This is a genomic window from Niveibacterium umoris (genome assembly GCF_014197015.1).
GTDB lineage: Bacteria > Pseudomonadota > Gammaproteobacteria > Burkholderiales > Rhodocyclaceae > Niveibacterium > Niveibacterium umoris.
This window is the reverse complement of record NZ_JACIET010000001.1, coordinates 1,773,845-1,792,643: the sequence shown is the minus strand read 5'-3', so window position 1 is coordinate 1,792,643 and position 18,799 is coordinate 1,773,845. Positions and strand designations below refer to the sequence as shown.

At 63.5% G+C, this 18,799-nt stretch carries 18 protein-coding genes and 1 riboswitch; of the genes, 8 read left to right on the top strand and 10 right to left on the bottom strand.

What is annotated here, in order from left to right; translation table 11 throughout:
- Positions 1–311: 311 nt before the first annotated feature.
- The 3 genes from GGR36_RS08100 (at position 312) to GGR36_RS08090 (ending at position 3,987) form a co-directional block, all read left to right on the top strand.
- Positions 312–2,579: a cyanophycin metabolism-associated ABC transporter gene (locus GGR36_RS08100; RefSeq protein ID WP_183634101.1), complete on the top strand. Its 2,268-nt coding sequence runs from the start codon at positions 312–314 to the stop codon at positions 2,577–2,579.
- Entirely contained in the window at positions 2,576–3,040 is a 465-nt protein-coding gene (locus GGR36_RS08095) for a cyanophycin metabolism-associated DUF1854 family protein (protein WP_183634099.1), read from the top strand. Before GGR36_RS08100 ends, GGR36_RS08095 begins: the two co-directional genes overlap by 4 nt.
- Positions 3,041–3,165: 125 nt before the next feature.
- Entirely contained in the window at positions 3,166–3,987 is an 822-nt protein-coding gene (locus GGR36_RS08090) for a zinc-dependent peptidase (protein WP_183634097.1), read from the top strand.
- Between the two features lie 13 nt (positions 3,988–4,000).
- Here the strand turns inward: GGR36_RS08090 and GGR36_RS08085 are convergent, their stop codons facing one another.
- Entirely contained in the window at positions 4,001–4,219 is a 219-nt protein-coding gene (locus GGR36_RS08085; RefSeq protein ID WP_183634095.1) for a KTSC domain-containing protein, read from the bottom strand.
- A gap of 58 nt (positions 4,220–4,277) precedes the next feature.
- Entirely contained in the window at positions 4,278–4,853 is a 576-nt protein-coding gene (locus GGR36_RS08080; RefSeq protein WP_183634093.1) for a TMEM165/GDT1 family protein, read from the bottom strand.
- 3 nt (positions 4,854–4,856) lie between these two features.
- Positions 4,857–5,027: riboswitch (yybP-ykoY riboswitch) on the bottom strand.
- A gap of 124 nt (positions 5,028–5,151) precedes the next feature.
- On the opposite strand from GGR36_RS08080, the gene GGR36_RS08075 reads away from it, so the two are divergent.
- Together GGR36_RS08075 and GGR36_RS08070 are read left to right on the top strand one after the other, a co-directional pair.
- Positions 5,152–6,366: an efflux RND transporter periplasmic adaptor subunit gene (locus tag GGR36_RS08075; protein WP_183634091.1), complete on the top strand. Its 1,215-nt coding sequence runs from the start codon at positions 5,152–5,154 to the stop codon at positions 6,364–6,366.
- A complete protein-coding gene (locus GGR36_RS08070; protein ID WP_207064277.1) occupies positions 6,363–7,085 on the top strand; it encodes an ATP-binding cassette domain-containing protein in 723 nt (240 codons plus the stop codon). The genes GGR36_RS08075 and GGR36_RS08070 overlap by 4 nt, the downstream gene beginning before the upstream one ends.
- A gap of 22 nt (positions 7,086–7,107) precedes the next feature.
- Here GGR36_RS08070 and GGR36_RS08065 read toward each other — a convergent pair whose 3' ends face one another.
- Complete coding sequence (locus GGR36_RS08065) at positions 7,108–7,278, bottom strand: hypothetical protein (RefSeq protein WP_183634089.1); 171 nt, start codon at positions 7,276–7,278, stop codon at positions 7,108–7,110.
- Between the two features lie 388 nt (positions 7,279–7,666).
- Positions 7,667–8,698: a VirK/YbjX family protein gene (locus tag GGR36_RS08060; protein ID WP_183634087.1), complete on the bottom strand. Its 1,032-nt coding sequence runs from the start codon at positions 8,696–8,698 to the stop codon at positions 7,667–7,669.
- Between the two features lie 326 nt (positions 8,699–9,024).
- On the opposite strand from GGR36_RS08060, the gene GGR36_RS08055 reads away from it, so the two are divergent.
- Positions 9,025–9,510, top strand: coding sequence for a GAF domain-containing protein (locus GGR36_RS08055; protein ID WP_183634085.1), 486 nt, complete (start codon positions 9,025–9,027; stop codon positions 9,508–9,510).
- 9 nt (positions 9,511–9,519) lie between these two features.
- On the opposite strand, the gene GGR36_RS08050 is transcribed toward GGR36_RS08055, so the two are convergent.
- Positions 9,520–10,143 carry an HD domain-containing protein gene (locus GGR36_RS08050; protein ID WP_183634083.1) on the bottom strand — a complete coding sequence of 208 codons (624 nt, stop codon included), beginning with the start codon at positions 10,141–10,143 and terminating at the stop codon, positions 9,520–9,522.
- A gap of 185 nt (positions 10,144–10,328) precedes the next feature.
- Between GGR36_RS08050 and GGR36_RS08045 the strand changes: the two genes are divergently transcribed.
- Positions 10,329–11,528 carry a glycosyltransferase family protein gene (locus tag GGR36_RS08045; RefSeq protein ID WP_183634081.1) on the top strand — a complete coding sequence of 400 codons (1,200 nt, stop codon included), beginning with the start codon at positions 10,329–10,331 and terminating at the stop codon, positions 11,526–11,528.
- A gap of 81 nt (positions 11,529–11,609) precedes the next feature.
- Here the strand turns inward: GGR36_RS08045 and ptsG are convergent, their stop codons facing one another.
- Both ptsG and ptsP read right to left on the bottom strand, forming a co-directional pair.
- Positions 11,610–13,373, bottom strand: a complete 1,764-nt coding sequence (ptsG, locus tag GGR36_RS08040) for a PTS glucose transporter subunit IIBC (RefSeq protein WP_183634079.1) — start codon at positions 13,371–13,373, stop codon at positions 11,610–11,612.
- A gap of 28 nt (positions 13,374–13,401) precedes the next feature.
- Positions 13,402–16,410 (bottom strand): phosphoenolpyruvate--protein phosphotransferase, encoded by a 3,009-nt coding sequence (gene ptsP / locus GGR36_RS08035; RefSeq protein WP_207064279.1) that lies wholly within the window; start codon positions 16,408–16,410, stop codon positions 13,402–13,404.
- A 420-nt stretch (positions 16,411–16,830) separates the two neighbouring features.
- On the opposite strand from ptsP, the gene GGR36_RS08025 reads away from it, so the two are divergent.
- A complete protein-coding gene (locus GGR36_RS08025; RefSeq protein WP_183634077.1) occupies positions 16,831–17,448 on the top strand; it encodes an SDR family oxidoreductase in 618 nt (205 codons plus the stop codon).
- A 102-nt stretch (positions 17,449–17,550) separates the two neighbouring features.
- Here the strand turns inward: GGR36_RS08025 and rpmG are convergent, their stop codons facing one another.
- From rpmG to radC, 3 genes are all read right to left on the bottom strand, one after another.
- Positions 17,551–17,718, bottom strand: coding sequence for a 50S ribosomal protein L33 (rpmG, locus tag GGR36_RS08020; RefSeq protein WP_172198374.1), 168 nt, complete (start codon positions 17,716–17,718; stop codon positions 17,551–17,553).
- 25 nt (positions 17,719–17,743) lie between these two features.
- The gene (gene rpmB, locus GGR36_RS08015) at positions 17,744–17,977 is read right to left on the bottom strand and encodes a 50S ribosomal protein L28 (RefSeq protein WP_172198377.1); all 234 of its coding nucleotides are present in this window, start codon (positions 17,975–17,977) and stop codon (positions 17,744–17,746) included.
- A gap of 126 nt (positions 17,978–18,103) precedes the next feature.
- On the bottom strand, positions 18,104–18,781 hold the full coding sequence (gene radC / locus GGR36_RS08010) for a RadC family protein (RefSeq protein ID WP_183634075.1): 678 nt from the start codon (positions 18,779–18,781) through the stop codon (positions 18,104–18,106).
- Between the last annotated feature and the right edge of the window lie 18 nt (positions 18,782–18,799).

Below are 18,799 nucleotides of genomic sequence, written 5' to 3'. Positions count from 1 at the left end.
CCAGTCGTTTGGTCCGGACAGTTCAGCCGCCGGAGCCTTTTCCCCGGGTCGCGGGTGCTTCGTGTTCCGCCTTCAGGCCTGCCAGCGCGCAGGCTTGGGCCAATGGGGCGATGCGGTATACTTCCTTGCCTTTGTGCGAGGCCGGAAGCCCAGACCCGCCAGAATATCGCAATTGCGCGATTCTCTCCCGTCCAGCCGATTCGTTCATCCGGTCAACCCGCATTCCGGCCCGCGCGTTCTGGCCGTTTCGCCTGTGACGATTGCATCGCAGCTTCCACTCCAATCACCAAAACAAGACGAAACAGCACCCGATGACGACCGAACCCCTTGCCGCGGCGAGTGCGAGACTGGCTATTCCGGAGGCCTGGCGCGGCGAACTTGCAGCGCGCCTCGAACGGGAAGAGAACGTTCTCGCAGCACTTGAGGTTGACCTTGATGCGCGCCTGCATTTTGCAAGCGGCGTGCTGGCGGTAACCGAGCGCCGATTGATCGCGCGCGCGCCCGGCAGCAACGCATGGCAGGCGTGGCCTTTGCGGGCGGGCCTCAGCCTGGTTCATTTCGATCATGCCGGGGTCGGTACGCTCGAACTTCGAGACGAAAAGTCCCTGCTGGCGTGCTGGCGATACACGCTTGGCCAGAACGTTGCCGCTTTGCGCTTGATCGACCAGTTCGAGGCCCAGCTTCAGCTGCTGCTGACTGGCCGCCCGGTGGAAAAGGAAGGCGAGGATCTGTGCCCGACCTGCAAGGCGCCGTTGCCGCCGGACGAGGACGAGTGCCCGATCTGCACCCGAGAGCTGCACACGCCGCCTTCGACCTGGACGCTGTTCCGCTTGTGGCGATTCGCGCGCCCTTATCAGGGCCAATTGCTCGCGGGTTTCCTGCTGATGCTGGGTGCGACCGCGGCGACGCTGGTTTCGCCCTATCTCTACATGCCGCTGATGGACGAAGTGCTGATTCCGTTCCAGAACGGTCAGCACATCGAACCGACCAAGGTGGCGTGGTATCTCGGCGGGCTATTTGCTGCGGCGCTGGTGTCCTGGTCATTGGGTTGGGCCAAGACCTACATCCTCGCGCTGGCGTCCGAACGAATCAGTGCTGATTTGCGGACGACAACCTTCGAGCATTTGCTGCAGCTTTCGCTGGAGTACTTTGGTGGCAAACGCACCGGCGACCTGATCTCGCGTATCGGCTCCGAGTCGGATCGCATCAGCGTATTCCTGTCGCTGCATGCGCTCGACTTCATTACCGATGTGCTGATGATCACCATGACGGCGGTGATCCTGTTCAGCATCAATCCCGCGCTCGCGCTGGTGACGCTGCTGCCTTTGCCTTTCATTGGCTGGATGATTCACCTGGTGCGCGATCGTTTGCGCACCGGTTTCGAGAAGATCGACCGGGTGTGGGGCGAAGTAACGAACATCCTTGCCGACACGATTCCCGGTATCCGCGTCGTCAAGGCCTTTGCGCAAGAGCACCGCGAAGCCAAGCGCTTCCGCGAAGCCAACCGCCACAACCTGCTGATCAACGATCGGTTGAACAAGACCTGGTCGCTGTTTTCGCCGACCGTGTCGCTGCTGACCGAGATTGGTCTACTGGTGGTGTGGGCCTTCGGTATCTGGCAGGTCTCCAAGAGCGAAATCACGGTCGGTACGCTGACGGCCTTCCTCGCTTACATCGGCCGGTTCTACGGCCGCCTCGATTCGATGAGCCGCATCGTCTCGGTGACGCAAAAAGCAGCGGCGGGCGCCAAGCGCATCTTCGATGTGCTGGACCATGTCTCCAACGTGCCGGAACCGACCAATCCGGTGCATCTTGAAACCGTACGCGGCGAAATCGAGATGCGCGACATCGGCTTCCGCTACGGCAATCGTTCGGTGATCCGTGGGCTATCGCTGACGATCAAGCCGGGCGAGATGATCGGGCTCGTCGGCCACAGCGGTTCGGGCAAGAGCACGCTGGTGAACCTGATCTGCCGCTTCTACGATGTGAGCGAGGGGTCGATCAAGGTGGATGGTGTGGATACGCGCTCGCTGCCGGTTGCCGAGTACCGCCGCAACATCGGCCTGGTGCTGCAGGAGCCCTTCCTGTTCTTTGGCACGATTGCCGAGAACATTGCCTACGGCAAGCCGGGGGCGACGCGGGACGAGATTATCGCCGCGGCGCGCGCGGCGCACGCGCACGAGTTCATCCTGCGGCTGCCGCAGGGCTACGACTCGCTGGTCGGCGAGCGCGGGCAGGGGCTTTCCGGGGGTGAGCGTCAGCGGATTTCGATTGCACGTGCGCTGCTGATCAACCCGCGCATGCTGATACTCGACGAGGCGACTTCGTCGGTGGATACCGAAACCGAGAAGGAAATCCAGCGCGCGCTCGACAACCTGGTGCAGGGCCGCACGACGATAGCGATTGCGCATCGCTTGTCGACGCTGCGCAAGGCCGACCGCCTGGTGGTGATGGACCGCGGCCAGATCGTCGAGGTGGGCCATCACGACGAACTGATGGCGAAGCAGGGCGCCTACTGGCGGCTGTACCAGGCGCAGGCCCGCAACGCCGAGAAGCTGCTGGAAGGAGCTGGCGAATGATCGACTGGCAAATCGAACGTAACGCCTTCGGGCGTCTTGTGTTCATCGACACGCAAGGGCAGCGGCACGAGAACATGGTGCCGGTGCGCGCCTTCCCGATTGCGGCACCTGACGATGGTATCTCGCTCGTCAGTCAGGACGGTCATGAACTGGCCTGGATCAGCCACCTGTCAGCCTTGCCCGAAGGGCCGCGGGCAGAAATTGAGCGCGAACTGGCGGCGCGCGAGTTCGTGCCGGAGATCCGCCGCCTGATCAAGGTGTCGAGTTTCGCAACGCCCTCGACGTGGACGGTCGACACCGACCGCGGCGAGACGAGTTTCGTACTGCGCGGCGAGGAAGACATCCGCCGGCTCTCCGGCGCCACGATGCTGGTGGCGGATGCACACGGCATCCAGTTCCTGATCCGCGACCCGATGGCGCTGGATCGGCATAGTCGGCGCCTGCTCGACCGATTCCTCTGATCTGGCTGGGATTGATCACTTGCGGGCGGTCTGCGGGCCGCCCTTTGTTTTCTGCGGAACGATTGAAATCCCTCACCCCGTACCGAAATAGGAGAGGTCACACAGCCGACCCGGCGAGGTATCGCGTGCCCCTGCTGATTATTACCCTCGCCGCCCTGGTGTTCGCAAGCTGGATGTTCTTCGAGCCGCAGCGTGTCGCCTGGCGTCGGCGCGCCGTGCTGCGGGCACCGTGTCCGGATGCCTGGCGCGACATCCTGCGCCGGCGCGTGCCCTATTTCCGCAGGTTGCCGGCAGATCTGCAACTTCGTCTCAAGGAGCGGATCAAGGTCTTCATTGCGGAGAAGGCGTTTGTCGGTTGCGCCGGGCTGGAGATCGACGACGAGATCCGGGTGACGATCGCGGCGCAAGCCTGCCTGCTGATCCTCAATCATGGCGACGACTATTGCTACCCGAAGCTGCAGCGCGTGCTCGTCTATCCCGGCGCGTTTGCCGTCACGAAGAAGACAACCGATCCGTTCGGTCTGCAGCGCGAGCAACGGCAGGTGCTGGCCGGCGAATCCTGGTCCCTCGGTCAGGTCGTGCTGTCCTGGCAGGACACCCTCGATGGCGCTGCGATCGACGATGACGGCCGTAACGTCGTCTTCCACGAGTTTGCGCACCAGCTCGACCAGGAAACCGGTGCGGCCAACGGCACGCCCGAGTTGCCGGTGAGTCGCATGTACGCAGGCTGGGCGCAGGTACTCGGTGCGGAATTCGAGCAGCTGCGTGCGCGCGCCGCAGAAGGTGAAACCTCGCTGCTCGACGACTACGGGGCGACCAATCCGGGTGAATTCTTTGCCGTCGCCAGCGAAGTGTTTTTCGAGCGGCCTCGCGAAATGGCCGCGCTGCACCCCGGCCTGTACCAGCAACTGAGCGCCTACTACCGGCTTGATCCGCGCCTCTGGTAATCGAAAGTGAGTGTCACTTGATGCGGCGCTGCGAGAACTCTTCCTGAATCGTGTCCTTGTAGTAGCTCGCCGGCGAGCTGCTGCTCAGGAAGTGTCGGGCGATCTCTTCGCCGACGCCTCTGTGCTGGATGATCGAACCGTTGTCGAATTCGATTTCGAGCGCCCGTGCGGAACGGTCGTAGCCCGCCGAGCGGATGCCGCCGCGATTGATCGGTTTGCGTTCGATGCCCATGTCACTCTCCGTTGTATTGGCGGGCGGATGTAGCTCGTGCCCGCCAATGGCGTTCAGATCAGAAGCCGAGACGTTCGCCGGCGCCGAGCAGGGTGGCGATGCCAAGTACCGCAAAGATTGCCGCCGCGATGCCGTGCACCACGCGCACCGGGATCTTGTTCGCGATGCGGTCGCCGAGGATCACCGCCGGTACGTTGGCGATCATCATGCCCAGCGTGGTGCCCGCGACCACCGCGAATACCGATTTGTACTGTGCCGCGAGCGCGACGGTGGCGATCTGTGTTTTGTCACCCATCTCGGCGAGGAAGAAGGCAACGATTGTGGTGCCGAAGACGCCAAAGCGCGCGAGTTTCGTATCCTCGTCGTCGAGCTTGTCGGGGATCAGCGTCCAAGCCGCCATGCCAATGAAGGATACGCCGAGCACCCAGCGCATCACTTCCGGGCTGACCATTGAGGTGATCCAGGCGCCGAGCGCGCCGGCGCAGGCATGGTTAGCCAGCGTTGCGACAAGAATGCCCAGAACGATGGGCAGTGGGCGACGGAATTTTGCGGCGAGGACGAAGGCGAGCAATTGCGTTTTGTCGCCGATTTCCGCGAGCGCGACGATACCGGTGGAAATGAGGAATGCTTCCAATTTGAACTCCCTGGCCGGCGTTTCCAATGACCACGCGCGCCCCGGCCAGTCCGGCAGCAACGTGGTCAAAGGTCTTGCCAAGTACGGGAACCGCCTGCGCCATGGCCGGGTTGGCCAAGTGTGTTGACGCAGGCCCCTTCGTGCGAAGGGCGGCTACTCCCCAATGACGGGCGGAGTGTATCGCGATCGGCATAAGCAGTCCATTTGAGCGGCGCCATCGCAACGTGGTGAAAGCGGATTAGGTGCCGTCGCATTTCTTGGCTTCCGCTAGAATCGCCGGATACGTCTGGAGAGGTCCATGAGCGAATCCGGTATCGAGAAGAAAGCGCCGCTCCGCCTTGACAAGGGTGCCGGGGGCGCACGTCGCAGTCGCGGGCGCGGGTGGCTTTACGCTGGGCTCGCAGCCGTGTTGCTGGTTGGTGCGGGCATCGCCAAACGTGCCCTGGCGCCAGCGACGGTGGAGGTGCTCACCGTCGCAGCCGCCTATCCCTACCAGGGTGTGACCTTGCTGAACGCGACCGGCTATGTGGTTGCACAGCGCAAGGCGGCCGTCGGCTCCAAGGCGAGCGGTCGGCTCGAATGGCTGGGTGTGCGCGAAGGCTCGGTGGTGAAGGCGGGTGAGGTGCTGGCGCGGATCGAGAGCAAGGACGTCGAAGCGCAGGCACGCCAGGCCGAGGCCAATGTGGGTGTGGCGCGCGCGAGCCAGGTGCAGGCGCAGGCCGAGTTGTTCGAAGCAGAACGGCTGCTACGCCGTGCGCGGGACCTGGCGGATCGCAACTACGTATCGGTATCGGCGCTTGACGAGGCTGAAGCGCGTGCCAAGCGCGCCCGGGCTGCGGTCACCAGTGCCGAGGCGGCGATTCGCGCGGCCGAAGCCGGCGCGCGGGCGGCCAATGTTTCGCTCGATCAGACCAACATCCGCGCGCCGTTCGATGGCGTCGTGCTGACCAAGAGCGCCAACGTCGGCGATATCGTCACGACCTTCTCGGCCGCCGCCGACAGCAAGGGCGCGGTCGTGACGATGGCGGACATGGCCACGCTTGAGGTCGAGGCCGATGTGTCAGAAAGCGTGCTCGGCAAGGTCCGCATCGGGCAGCCCTGCGAGATCCAGCTCGACGCTTTCCCGGACATGCGGTTTCGCGGCGAAGTGATCCGTATCGTGCCGACGGTGGATCGCTCCAAGGCCAGCGTGATGACCAAGATCCGTTTTCTGGATCGCGACGAACGCATCCTCCCGGAAATGAGCGCCAAGGTTGCCTTCCTGTCGCGGGCGATGGGGGCCAACGAACGCAACCCGCGTGTGGTCGTGCATAAGGATGCGCTGGTCGGTGAAGGCGCTGCGTCCGCTGTCTTCCGGATTGATCAGGATCTCGCGCACCGTGTCGCAGTAACGCGCGGTGCGGCGATTGGTGATCAGGTCGAGGTTTCAGTACTCAAGGCGGGCGATCGGGTTGTGCGCAAGCCAGCCGACACACTGAAGGATGGCGCACGCGTCGAGGTCAGCAGCAAGTGAGCGCGACTCCCGACCCCAGGCGGCCGCTGATCTCCGTCCGCGAGGTCTACAAAGCCTATCGCCGCGGAAGCCAGACGATCCCCGTACTCGACGGCATCAGCCTGGACATCGCAGCAGGCGAGTTCCTGGCATTGATGGGCCCTTCGGGTTCGGGCAAGAGTACTCTGCTGAACCTGATCGCGGGCATCGACTCGATCGATGGCGGATCGCTCAAGGTAGACGGCGTCGAGATCGGCGAGCTGTCAGAGCGGCAATTGGCAGATTGGCGTGCGGAGCACGTCGGATTCATCTTCCAGTTCTACAACCTGATGCCGGTCCTGACCGCCTACGAGAACGTGGAACTGCCGCTGATGCTGACCAGCCTGTCGCGCGCCGCGCGGCGCGCGCATGTGGAAACGGCGCTGGAAATGGTGGGTTTGTCGGATCGCATGGATCACTACCCGTCGGAACTGTCGGGTGGCCAGCAGCAACGGGTCGCGATTGCACGTGCGCTGATTACCGACCCGACCGTGATCGTCGCCGACGAACCGACCGGCGATCTGGATCGCGAATCCGCGACCGAGATTCTTCACCTGTTGCAGGGCCTCAATCGCGATACCGGCAAGACCATCGTGATGGTGACCCACGACCAGCGCGCCGCCGAGCACGCGCAGGCGATCATGCATCTTGAAAAAGGTGTGCTATCGGCGCGGGAAGAGGTCCGATCGGCGCCGGGCTGAGCGCCCGCTGCGTCGCTTCGAATCAATGCAGGCCGAGTCGGCCTTCTTCGTAAGTCGCAAGCAGGCCCCAGGTGCGGCCACGGCGGCGAACCACGTCGAGCATCGCGAGCGATCGCAGACTGAGTGCTGTTTCGCAGGCGCGCAGTGGCGCACGGAATAGCGATGCAGGCAGGGCTCGATTGAAGCGGGACATGGCGATTCTCCGGTCGGGGGCGGCTACTGATTGGGTGCTGTAAGCATATACAGTGATGGCCGTTCGCGCAAGCCTTCCCTTTCGTTGACGTGAAATGTCCAGCGGCTACGTCGGCGGCAGCGAAACCACCTGTTCCGGAAACCAGCGGCACCCGTCAAGGTGCATTGGCTAAGGACCCTTGTGCGAAGCGGGCTGCCGCATGCACTCGCCTTGCGACGTCCTTACGGGTTTGGGAATGGATGGAATCGCAGGAAAACCGCATTGGTGGCTCCCTGCGCGAAGCCTTTTGCCAAGGCTTGCGCCAATTTGAAGGACGCATCGGCCGCGTAGAAACGGGTACGGCACGCGCCTGCCGCACCGCCCAATTCCCAAGCCGAAGCGGGTATGGCTATCCCGCGCTTGGCGCCAAGCAGTGGCTCGCTTGCGCGAGGATGGCGGCCTGCATCTGACGGCGGCGAACGACTTCGGCCCGCTTTTTCGACGGCACGTCCTCCATCGGTTTGACGGCAGCCGCCAAGGGCAGGTTCCAGTCCCCATCGTTGCGGCGCTCTCCGCCAGACTCGGCCCAGAAGGCGTCGTAGTCGAAGGCGATGTCGCGGCGTTTGCGCGCGTTGCGGTAGATGTGGCGTGCGTTGCCAACGCCGACAATGTTGCTGCAGCCGGCAAGACCAGCGATCAGGCGGGCGACTTCGAGCAGCAGCGAGCGGGGGCGCAGGCCATGGCACGCTTTGGTGATTTCGCGCATCGCATCGCGACCCTCTCCGCCTTCGCCGCCGGCGGGGCCCTGAAGGCAGGCGATATCAAGCCAGCGGCCGGATCCGTCGCCGCGCAGAGAAACGAGAACGGTGCATTGGCGGACATCATTGCGCATCAGGTGCACGGCCATCTCACCTTCCTTGGCAAACTGCCCGGGTACCGTCAACGTCAGGACGAGCGGCACCTCATCCTTGCCCTGCCAGGTCGCCAGCGTGACCGGGCCGCGCCCGACTTGCGCCAGCAATGGTGCCCACCTCTGTTCGCGGCAGATGCGGTAATGCTCGTCCAGCGCCTGAAGGCGCGTCGTCGCCGGGTGGTCGGCGCGGGCGTAGGGGCGGTGCAATTTCTCCGCAAGTTCGGGCTGCAGTCGAACGAAGGTACGCAGCATTGGGTCGGCGTTCAGGCGTGCGAACCAGGTCTTGGTGGTGCTGCGGTAATACGCTGATCGCAGGATGAAGCGCGAACGGTTGCGAGCGTCTGAGCGACTGCCCGAACGATAGATCCGCCATCCGAATCGCAGTGCCAACCTTGCCGCGCGGCGTCCGCTGAGCACGCGGAGGATGCCGAGCAGGGCGCGGTCCAACAGGCGGACGCCGATGCGGCGGTGGGGAGCGGCGCCGAGGCTGGCTGCGCTTGGTGTCGAGGCGTTCGGTTCGAAGGGCAATGCAGTGCAATCCGGCGCGCAGCGCGTTCAAGTCGGTTGAAGAATCTGTCTAGCGCCCTCGCAGCGTCCATAGGGAATTGCATGCGCGGGCCGCGCTCGGCGCGCGATCTGATGCGATCCGCTGATCGCGGAACGCCGTGCAGCAACGGCGAAACTGCGGGATCATGGCAGTTCGCAAGGCCATGGGCAACTGGCCACACCGAGTGCGCGCCGCGATGATCGGCATATTGGCCGCAACGACATCCGGCTGGCGGTCAAGTCAGGGCGCCTGACGTCGTTAACGTGAGGGTGCGAAGGCATTGCGACTGATTGAAAGGAGAGACTTCATGCGGACACCGGCTTTTCCTTCCGACGAAGCAGCGCGTGTTCAGGCTTTGCACGATCTGCTTATTCTCGATACCGAGCCGGAAGAGCAATTCGACGCCATTACGGGTTTCTGCGCATCGGCTTTTCGGGTGCCGATCGCGCTGGTCAGTCTGGTGGATACCAACCGGCAATGGTTCAAATCCCGCCAGGGGCTGGACGCATGCGAGACGGGTCGAGACATTTCCTTCTGCGGCCATGCCATTCTCCAGGCCGAACCCTTGGTCATTCCTGACGCGCTTGAAGATGCACGTTTCGCCGACAATCCGCTGGTCACAGGCGATCCGAAAATCCGCTTCTATGCCGGCATGCCGCTCGAGTTGAGCAGCGGGCACCGCATCGGCACGCTGTGCCTGATCGATCGCAAGCCGCGCCGACTCGAGCCGGAAGACCTCAATCTGCTACGCGACCTGGCGAAACTGGTGGTACGCGAAATCGAAGCGCGCTGACAGCGGCGTTCAGTCGCCGAGCGACGAAGGCGCTTGCGGCAAGTAGCCCTTGGCGACGGCGGCGTCGATCACTGTTTTGGCGTATTCCCATAGTCGCACCGACCCCGCTGCGATGACCTGATTCCGAGCGAACACCTTGTCCGCGGTAACGCCGTTGGCCTGCCAGGCGCGACCTTCGGTATGCAGGTTGTGCAACATCGGCATCAACCGGTCGAGCGCGTTGGCAAATCGCGCGTCGATGGTCTCTGCGGCTTCGAATTCATCCCACAACGCGCGTAGCGGCGCAGCGGTGTCAGCGGGCAGCAGACCGAATATGCGGTCGGCAGCGGCGCCTTCACGTTCGGCCTTGTCTGCGTGTGCGGCGACGTCGTAGGCGAAGGTGTCGCCGGCGTCGATCTCGACCACATCATGCAGCATCAGCATCATCGCGGCCCGCGTGGCATCCACCGGCGCATTCGCATGTTCGGCCAGCACCAGCGCCATCATCGCCACATGCCAGCTGTGCTCGGCCGAGTTCTCGCGCCGCTCACCATCCAGCAGCCAGCTCTGGCGAAGCACCGCCTTGAGCTTGTCGATCTCGAGAATGAAGCGTATCTGGGCGTCGAGTCGATCGAGAGAGGTCGGCGATGTCATGGCTTTGCTTCGATCCGCGTTTTTGAAATGGTGCGCTGACAACGTGCTGGTTTGGCAAGTGGAGCAGCCGCGAATCTTGTCCAGACTTTGTCAATCTCTGTAACTAATTGGGGTTCATGTGGCGTACGCGATGGTTTGGCGCTGCCTCTTCGACGATATTTCAGCGCTATGGCAAACCCCCCTGAATGCTATCGATGCCCGTAACCTGCGAGATTCCGGCGACGACCCATAAGGTCGTTGGCTGGTGGCCCCAATCGATTGATCCGCTCAAAGCGGGTGTACGCATGCGCTGCTTGACTCCCTTGGCGGCGCTGCAACGCGACGGCGTTGAAGTGGAGCTCTATGATCCTGCATGCGAAGCGCGCTATTGCAGTGTAATCGTCCAGGCGTGGTCGGTCTTCGGGACGGTTCGCAATAGCCTCCCGCCGGATGCCATGCTCGTTGCCGTTGCGCGGCTAAAGCAGCAGGGTGTTCGCATCGTTGTCGATAACTGCGACAACCAGTTCTACAACCCCACCAATAATCCCGATTGGGAAGCACAGGTCAATCGGCTGCGCAAACTGCTGGCCATGGCGGATCACCTTGTCTGTGCCACCGAGGCGCTTGCGCAAGTGACCCGGGAGCAAGGGTTTGAACAGCCGGTAAGCGTGGTGGGCGATGCGGTCGAGGGCGATGCGGATCTCATGCCCGGAGAGAGCTGGGCGCGCCGACACCTGAATCCACGGCGGTGGCCCGCGAAGCGGAAGCTTCTCCAGCATGCGCGGTGGGTAGGGTACTGGCGTGATCGCGGACATCTCCCCCTGGTTTGGTTTGGCAATCACGGGGTGGGCTTTGCCGAAGGTGGAATGGGCGATCTGGCTGCGGTTCGCGACCAGATACATCGTGTCAGCGAACGCTGCCCGGTCTCGCTCTCGGTGATCAGCAACCATCCGCCGAAGTACCAAGCGTTGTTCCGGGACTGGTCGATACCGCACCATTACCTGGACTGGGATCGCACGACCTTTCTCGAGGCATTGCGCCTCCATGATGTTGCCCTGATTCCCGTTGCCGACAATCCTTTCACCCGGTGCAAGAGCGGCAATCGGGTCGCCACCGCCCTTCATGAGGGGCTGTCGGTTGTGGCCGATGCGATCAGCAGCTACAAGGTCTTCTCGGAGTTCGGCTTTCTCAACGGTTTCGATGGCGCCGTCGCGGACTATCTCCTTGATGCGGAGGGACGCAAAGAGCGCGCAGCCGCCGGGCGTGCCTTTGTGGCTCGCAAATGCAGCCAGGCCGCGGTGGCCTTGCAATGGCGGCAGGTGATCAACGCTGAGCTGTTGCGGGCCAGCGGCCGCGCCACCTCCGCCGCAGGAGTTGACTCCAGGGCGACATCTTTGCGGGCGTAACCGACGAGGACGTTTCTTTCGGCGCATTCACGCAAAAAGGGCGCCCGCAGGCGCCCTCGAAACTACAAAGGAAACTTTGAATCAGCGTAGCGCGGCGGCCAGCGCGTCGGCTTCGAGGCCGACGATCAGGTGCATCGCACCGCCTTCGACCGGCATCGTGGCCTGCACGCCAGCGTTCTTCAGCGCTGCGGCATCCACCTTGCCCGAGTCGGCGAGCTCGACGCGCAGGCGCGTCGCAGCCAGCGCTTCGAGCGCCTTCACGTTTGCTGCACCGCCAAGGGCTGCGCGGATCTTCTCCGCACGAGCCTTCTGCTGGGCGCTGGCACCAGCCGGGGCGGCGGTGGCGACGGTTGCAACCGGCGCCGCAAGATCAGCCTCGGCGCCGGTGGACTTCAGGTAGTCCTCCATGTCGCCCTTCATGTTTTCAGACAGCGGGCCAAAGATGGCCTGGATGCCGTTGCCAACAACCACGACGCCCGATGCACCGAGCGCCTTCAGGCGGGCCTGATCGACACGCGACGGGTCGGCCACGGCGATACGCAGACGGGTGATGCAAGCGTCCAGGCTCTTGATGTTGGCGCGGCCGCCGAAAGCGATCACGAGGTCACGCGCCTTGCCGCCCTTGCCTTCGCCCATGGCTTGCGTGGCGCCTTCTTCGGCGGCGTCTTCACGACCCGGCGTCTTCAGGTTGAACTTGACGATGACGAAGCGGAACACCGAGTAGTAGATCGCGGCGTAGATCGGGCCGAGGATGAAGACGTACCAGGCACCCTGCGACTTGTTGCCAATCAGGTTGAACATCAGGAAGTCGATGCCGCCCTGCGAGAAGGTGAAGCCCATGTGCATGCTGAGCGTGTTGGCAACGAACTGGCACGAAGCGGCGAGCAGCGCGTGGATGAAGTACAGCACCGGTGCAACGAACAGGAAGGCGAACTCGATCGGCTCGGTGATACCGGTCAGGAAGGAGGTCAGTGCGGCCGAAACCATCATGCCGCCCACGGCCAGCTTGTTCTCCGGCTTGGCGGTATGCCAGATCGCGATTGCGGCAGCCGGCAGACCGAACATCTTGAAGAAGAAGGCGCCAGCCAGCACGCCTGCGGTCGGGTCACCCGCGAAGAAGCGGTTGATGTCGCCGCTCACCATCTTGCCGGTGCTCGGGTCGAGGAAGCTGCCCATTTCGAAGAAGAACGGCACGTTCCAGATGTGATGCAGGCCGAACGGAATCAGCAGACGCTCGACAAAGCCATACACGGTTGCGGCGGTACGCGGATCGCTGACCGCGGCCCAGTGCGAGAAGGCCTTGATGGCGCCACCGATCGGGGGCCACACGAAGGACAGCACGGCGCCCAGCGCGATCGCCGAAATCGCGGTGACGATCGGCACGAAGCGCTTGCCCGCGAAGAAGCCGAGGTACGCCGGCAGCGCGATGCGGAAGTAGCGGTTGAACATGTATGCCGCCAGGCCGCCGGCGAGAATGCCGCCGAACACACCGGTCTGGATCGAGGGCAGGCCCATGATCGTGTCCGGCTTGATGCCCATGATGCCGGCCATCACGCCGAGCGTGACAGTCATGACCAGGTAGCCGATGGTCGCGGCGATGGCTGCAACGCCATCGTTTTCGGTAAAGCCCAGCGCAACGCCGATGGCGAATATCAGCGGCAGGTTGCCGAAGATCACGTCGCCGGAATTCTTCATCAGCGACAGGATCGCCAGGAAGACGGAGTTGGTGGTGTGGAAATCGGTCGCGCCGAGACCCAACAGCAGACCTGCCACCGGCAGGACGGCCACTGGAAGCATCAGCGACTTGCCGATCTTCTGCAGGCCAGCAAAGGCATTTGCAAACATGGTTGTATGACTCCTCAAGGGACTTGGTTTAATCAGCAAACTTGGCAAGCCGCGCGCGCACTTCTGCAGCGGTTCCGAGCGCCAGCACTTCCTGTGCAAGCGCTTCGCATTCCGGCATCGTCACGCGGGCGACGGTGGCTTTAATGGCGGGGATGGCCGGTACGGAGGCGGACAGTTCTGTCACGCCCAGACCGATCAGCACGGGCACGGCCATCGGGTCCGAAGCCATGCCGCCGCAGACGCCCACCCACTTGCCGTGCTTCTTCGCGCCTTCGCAGGTCAGCGCGATCATGCGCAGCACCGCCGGATTCAGGCCGTCGGCCTTCTTGGCGAGTTTGGGATGGCCGCGGTCCATGGCCAGCGTGTATTGGGTGAGATCGTTGGTGCCGATCGAGAAGAAGTCCGCTTCACGGGCGAACTGTTCGGCCATCACGGCGGCCGACGGCACCTCGATCATCACGCCGACCTGCACATCGGTGTGTCCGGTCGCGGCCTGCTCTTCGGCGAGGATCGCCTTGGCCTCGCGCAGCTCTTCAAGCGTTGCGATCATCGGGAACATGATGTGCAGCTTGGCCAGCGGCGCCGTGCGAAGGATCGCGCGCAGCTGCGTGCGGAACATGTCCGGGCGGTCAAGGCTCACACGCACGCCGCGCAGGCCGAGGAAGGGGTTGTCTTCCTTGCCCAGCGGCAGGTAGGGCAGGGGCTTGTCGCCGCCGACGTCCAGCGTGCGGACGACCAGCGGACGCTCGGTGCCGAGCGCTTCTGCCACGGCAATGTACGCGGCAGCCTGCTCTTCTTCGTCCGGCGCGGTGTCGCGGTCGTCGAACAGGAACTCGGAACGCAGCAGGCCGACGCCTTCTGCGCCGTTGGCCACGCCTTCCTGTGCATCCTTGGCGTTACGCACGTTGGCGACGACCTCGATACGCACGCCATCGGCCGTCTGGGCGGCTTTGTGGGCGGCCGCCTGTTCAGCCTCGCGCTTGGCAGCCTGGCGGGCCATGCGGGCCTCGGCATCGGCCAGTTGCGCTTCGCTCGGGTTCTTGCGCAGCGTGCCGCGCGATCCATCCAGCACGACCTGCGTGCCATCGGCCAGATCCAGCACCGCTTCGTCGATGCCGCAGACGGCCGGGATGCCGAGCGAACGGGCCAGGATCGCGACATGGCTGGTCGCACCGCCGGTGGTGGTGCAGAAGCCCAGCACCTTGGTGCGATCCAGTTGCGCCGTGTCGGAAGGCGTCAGTTCTTCGGCAATCAGGATCGAGCCCGCCGGGACATCGATCTTGGCCTGGGTGACGCCTGCGAGCAGCGCGAGCACGCGGCGGCCGACGTCACGGATGTCGTTGGCGCGCTCGCGAAGCAGCGCATTGTCCAGCCCTTCTAGTTGGGCGGCGTAGCGGGTGAAGGCTTCGCGCCAGGCATAGCCCGCGCTCTTGCCGGCGGAAACGCCCTCGATCGCCAGGTCGATCAGTTCCGGGTCTTCCAGCAGTTCGATGTGGGCATCGAGAATCTGCGCCTTCGAGCGGTCGCTCAGATTGGCTTTTAGCGCTTCGATTGCTGCGCGGCCTTCATGCAGGGCGCCGTCGAGTCGCGTACGTTCGCGCTGCGGCGAATCACCCTTTTCCGTGACCTCGATGACTTGCTGCCTGTACTGCACGATGCGGCCGACCGCCAGACCCGGGGAGGCGGATACGCCGGCGAGCTCATCGGGGTCGGTGGGCGTGGCGCGGGTCGGGGCAATGACCTTGGGCGCGGCAGCCGGTGCCGGCGCGTCACCGGCTTTCTCGCCGCAGCCTTCCGCCAGGAGTTTGGCTACGGCGGCGGCTGCTTCGCGGGCATCCGGGCCGGTGGCTTTGACGGAAATTGCATCCCCTTGCATTGTCGCAAAGCCCATGATGGCGACCACCGATTTGGCGTTGACCTCGGCGGCGCCGCGCATGATGCGCACATCGGACTTGTATTTCTTGGCTTCGGCCGCCAGCACCGCGGCCGGGCGCGCGTGCAAGCCGGACGGGTTGGGCAGGCTGACCGGACCGGCGAGTTCCACATTGCCGCCGGCCGTGGCGTCGGCCACTTCGCTACCAACCAGCTGGACCGACAGCACGACATCGCGGCCAGCCTCGACAGCGCCGGACTTGGCGTACATGGCGGCGACCTTGTCGCCGTTGGCGATCACGATCTGGGTCAGCAGGCTCGCGGCCTTGCGCGCGACGCGGTCAGCGTCAAACGAAATCAGCGCTTGGCCGACCGCCACCGTGTCGCCTTGCTTGACGCGCGGAGTGAAGCCTTCGCCCTTGAGCATCACGGTGTCGATGCCGATGTGCACCAGCACTTCGAGACCTTCCGCGGTCGTGATCGTCAGGGCGTGATGGGCATTGTGGATGTTGGTGACGGTACCGGCGACGGGGGAGAGCAGTTCGCCGCTGGTGGGGTCGAGCGAAACGCCGTCGCCCACCATCTTTTGCGCAAACACCGGGTCCGGCACCTTGTCGAGCGGGAAGAGCACGCCCGAGAGTGGCGCGACCAGATCAACGCTGCCGGCACTCGTCGTGTGGGCGGCGCTGCTGCCCGCGAGATCCAGCATGAGCACCTCGCTCTTGCCTGCCTCGACCTTTCCGGTGGCGGGCTTCATGCGGGCCACCTTGTCGCCGTTTGCGATCACCATCTGCGTCAGCAGGCCACGCGCCTTGCGGCCGACAAGATCGGCATCGAAGCGGATCAGCGACTGTCCCTGAGTGACAGAATCGCCTTCCTTCACTTGCGGTGCAAAGCCTTCGCCTTTCAGCGTGACCGTATCGAGGCCGATGTGCAGCAGCACCTCGACGCCTTCCGCGCTGCGGATCGTCAGCGCATGGCCCGCACGATGGAGCTGGATCACGGTTCCGGCGAGCGGCGCGAGCAATTCATTCGACGTCGGATCGATCGAGATGCCATCTCCGACCATCTTCTCGGCGAATACCGGATCCGGAACGGACTCGATTGGAATCAGCACGCCGGACAACGGGGCGATCAGTTGCAGCCTTGGTGCATTTGCACGCATTTGAATGTCTCCTTTTCGGGGCTCCGGCCGGGAAGCGCCGCGGTGAAACTGTCATCAAATTGGGGTAAACCCGAACATAGGGTAAACCCTAAATCGCAATCGCGATCAAGCTTTTGAGTTACATCATAGGCGCCGCTTATTGGAGTCTCAGTTTTTGTTGTCGCTGCCGAGTCCGTGGGTTTTCTTCACATGCACACCTGATTTTCTTGCTGCGCCGCACAATCCGGACTAGTCTGCAATCGTGGATCGGCAGGAAACGCCGTTTCCGCTGCCGGCGTGCGTCGTGAAGGGGTGCAAGATGCTGATTTGTATTGGATTGTCCGTCTTGCGCGAATCAAGGCGATTTGCAGGTGACCGGCGTCACTTCGCCGGTTTGGGGTGGGCGGAACCGGGATTTTTCGCGTTGCGGCGAGGCTTGGCGTGATTCCGCAAGATCTGCCTCCGCGCGCATCGCCGACCGCGCTTCGCACGCTGGTGGTCGGGCTGGAGCGTGATGACACGCCCGCCGGGCATTTCATTCAAACGCTGGTGAAGCAAGGCGGGCGTTTCGGTCTGACTTATCTGGACGAAAAGGTCAGGGCGTTTACCGCCGGGCTTGCGCGCGGCATCGGGGCGGAGTTCATGCTTCCCCTTGATTTTGGTCGCTTCGGCGAGTTGGAGTCGGTCGTGAGTCAGGTCGAGAGGCGATGGGGCGGTGTTGACCGGCTTGTCTTCTGCGCCGCCGAACGACGCGCACTGGTGCCCGGTGGCCTTGAAAAGGAATGCTGTGAAACGGGGCGTGCGCTGGACTTGATGCTGGACGTTGCGCTAACGCTGATTCCACCGGGTGGCGTGGTGATCGTGGTCGAGGGGCGCGGCGTCGGCGTGTGTTCGGCTGAAAAGCAGGAGGCGCTGCGCAAACGGCTTGGCCATGTCGGCGTCAGGCTGGAAGTGTTGCGGGCGCCACTGCGCGGCGCTTCGGGGGAGGCTCCGAAGCTGGCGGAAGGGGGCGAGGGATCAGAGCCTGATGCCGCTGGCGCGCCGATGTCTCAAGCATGAAATTCTGAAGCGCCGCGTCGCGATGAGCGCGCTGCGTGTCCCGCAAAACGAAAAACCCGCCAGAGGCGGGTTTTTCATCGAGGCAAACCAGGTCAGCTCAAATCACTTGAGCTTGGTTTCCTTGTAGAGCACATGCTTCCGGGCCTTCGGGTCATATTTCATGAACTCGAGCTTACCGGGAGTGGTGCGCTTGTTTTTGTTCGTGGTGTAGAAATGGCCGGTGCCCGCAGTGGACTCCAGCTTGATCTTTTCGCGACCGCCTTTGGCCATGATGTTCTCCTAGTGAGGGGTCGGATCAGACTTCGCCGCGAGCGCGAAGCTCGGCGAGGACGACCTCGATGCCCTTCTTGTCGATCGTGCGCAGACCCGCGTTGGACACACGCAGACGCACGAAGCGGTTCTCGCTCTCAACCCAGAAGCGGCGCGACTGCAGGTTGGGCAGGAAGCGACGCTTGGTCTTGTTGTTTGCGTGCGAGACGTTATTGCCCACCATGGGGCCTTTACCGGTAACTTGACAGACGCGGGACATGAAACGCTCCGATGAACCTGTTTGCTCGAAACCCACGATTCTATCTAGAAATGCGTCCTTGAATCAAGCACTTTCGGGCATTGGACGCTAACCGGCTTCGCAATCGCTCACCCCAGCATAGACAACTCAGAGCAATCCGCGCTCGGCGAATGACAGCGGATGGGCGTTGCCAGCTACCACGAAGTGATCGAGCACGCGCACATCGACCAGCGCCAGCGCCTGTTTCAGGCTCGACGTTAGCAACTCGTCGGCGCGGCTGGGCTCCGCGCATCCAGACGGGTGGTTGTGCGCGAAGATCACCGCGGCCGCGTTGTGGGCGAGTGCCAGTTTCACGACCTCGCGCGGATACACGCTGGTCTGGTCGAGCGTGCCGCGGAAGAGTTCATCGGCGGCGATCAGTCGGTTCTGCGCATCGAGCAGCAGCACCATGAAAACCTCGTAGGGCAGCGCGGCAAGCTTCAGGCGCAGCCAGTCGCGTACCGCGCCGGGCGAGCTGAGCAGATCGCGTTCACGCATTTCTTCGCCGAGCGCGCGGCGCGCCATTTCGATCACCGCCTGGAGTTGCGCGAACTTGGCGCTCCCCATGCCCGGTACGGCGGCAAACTCCTGTTCGGGCGCGGAAAACAGGCGGGTCAGACTACCGAAGCGACCGATCAGATCGCGCGCCAGGTCCACCGCACTTTTGCCCTTGATGCCGACGCGCAGGAAGATCGCCAGCAGTTCGGCGTCCGAAAGCACACCGGCGCCGTGGGCGAGCAGGCGCTCGCGGGGGCGTTCGTCCTCGGGCCAGTCGGTGATCGCCATGTCGTGTCCTTGCAGGTG

Bases quoted from the DNA above. Each gene is read 5' to 3' on its own strand.
- ptsP (WP_207064279.1), bottom strand. From the start codon at position 16,410: ATGCGTGCAAATGCACCAAGGCTGCAACTGATCGCCCCGTTGTCCGGC.
- rpmB (WP_172198377.1), bottom strand. From the start codon at position 17,977: ATGTCCCGCGTCTGTCAAGTTACCGGTAAAGGCCCCATGGTGGGCAAT.
- GGR36_RS08100 (WP_183634101.1), top strand. From the start codon at position 312: ATGACGACCGAACCCCTTGCCGCGGCGAGTGCGAGACTGGCTATTCCG.
- GGR36_RS08095 (WP_183634099.1), top strand. From the start codon at position 2,576: ATGATCGACTGGCAAATCGAACGTAACGCCTTCGGGCGTCTTGTGTTC.
- radC (WP_183634075.1), bottom strand. From the start codon at position 18,781: ATGGCGATCACCGACTGGCCCGAGGACGAACGCCCCCGCGAGCGCCTG.
- ptsG (WP_183634079.1), bottom strand. From the start codon at position 13,373: ATGTTTGCAAATGCCTTTGCTGGCCTGCAGAAGATCGGCAAGTCGCTG.
- GGR36_RS08065 (WP_183634089.1), bottom strand. From the start codon at position 7,278: ATGTCCCGCTTCAATCGAGCCCTGCCTGCATCGCTATTCCGTGCGCCA.
- GGR36_RS08075 (WP_183634091.1), top strand. From the start codon at position 5,152: ATGAGCGAATCCGGTATCGAGAAGAAAGCGCCGCTCCGCCTTGACAAG.
- GGR36_RS08050 (WP_183634083.1), bottom strand. From the start codon at position 10,143: ATGACATCGCCGACCTCTCTCGATCGACTCGACGCCCAGATACGCTTC.
- GGR36_RS08085 (WP_183634095.1), bottom strand. From the start codon at position 4,219: ATGGGCATCGAACGCAAACCGATCAATCGCGGCGGCATCCGCTCGGCG.
- rpmG (WP_172198374.1), bottom strand. From the start codon at position 17,718: ATGGCCAAAGGCGGTCGCGAAAAGATCAAGCTGGAGTCCACTGCGGGC.
- GGR36_RS08045 (WP_183634081.1), top strand. From the start codon at position 10,329: ATGCTATCGATGCCCGTAACCTGCGAGATTCCGGCGACGACCCATAAG.
- GGR36_RS08055 (WP_183634085.1), top strand. From the start codon at position 9,025: ATGCGGACACCGGCTTTTCCTTCCGACGAAGCAGCGCGTGTTCAGGCT.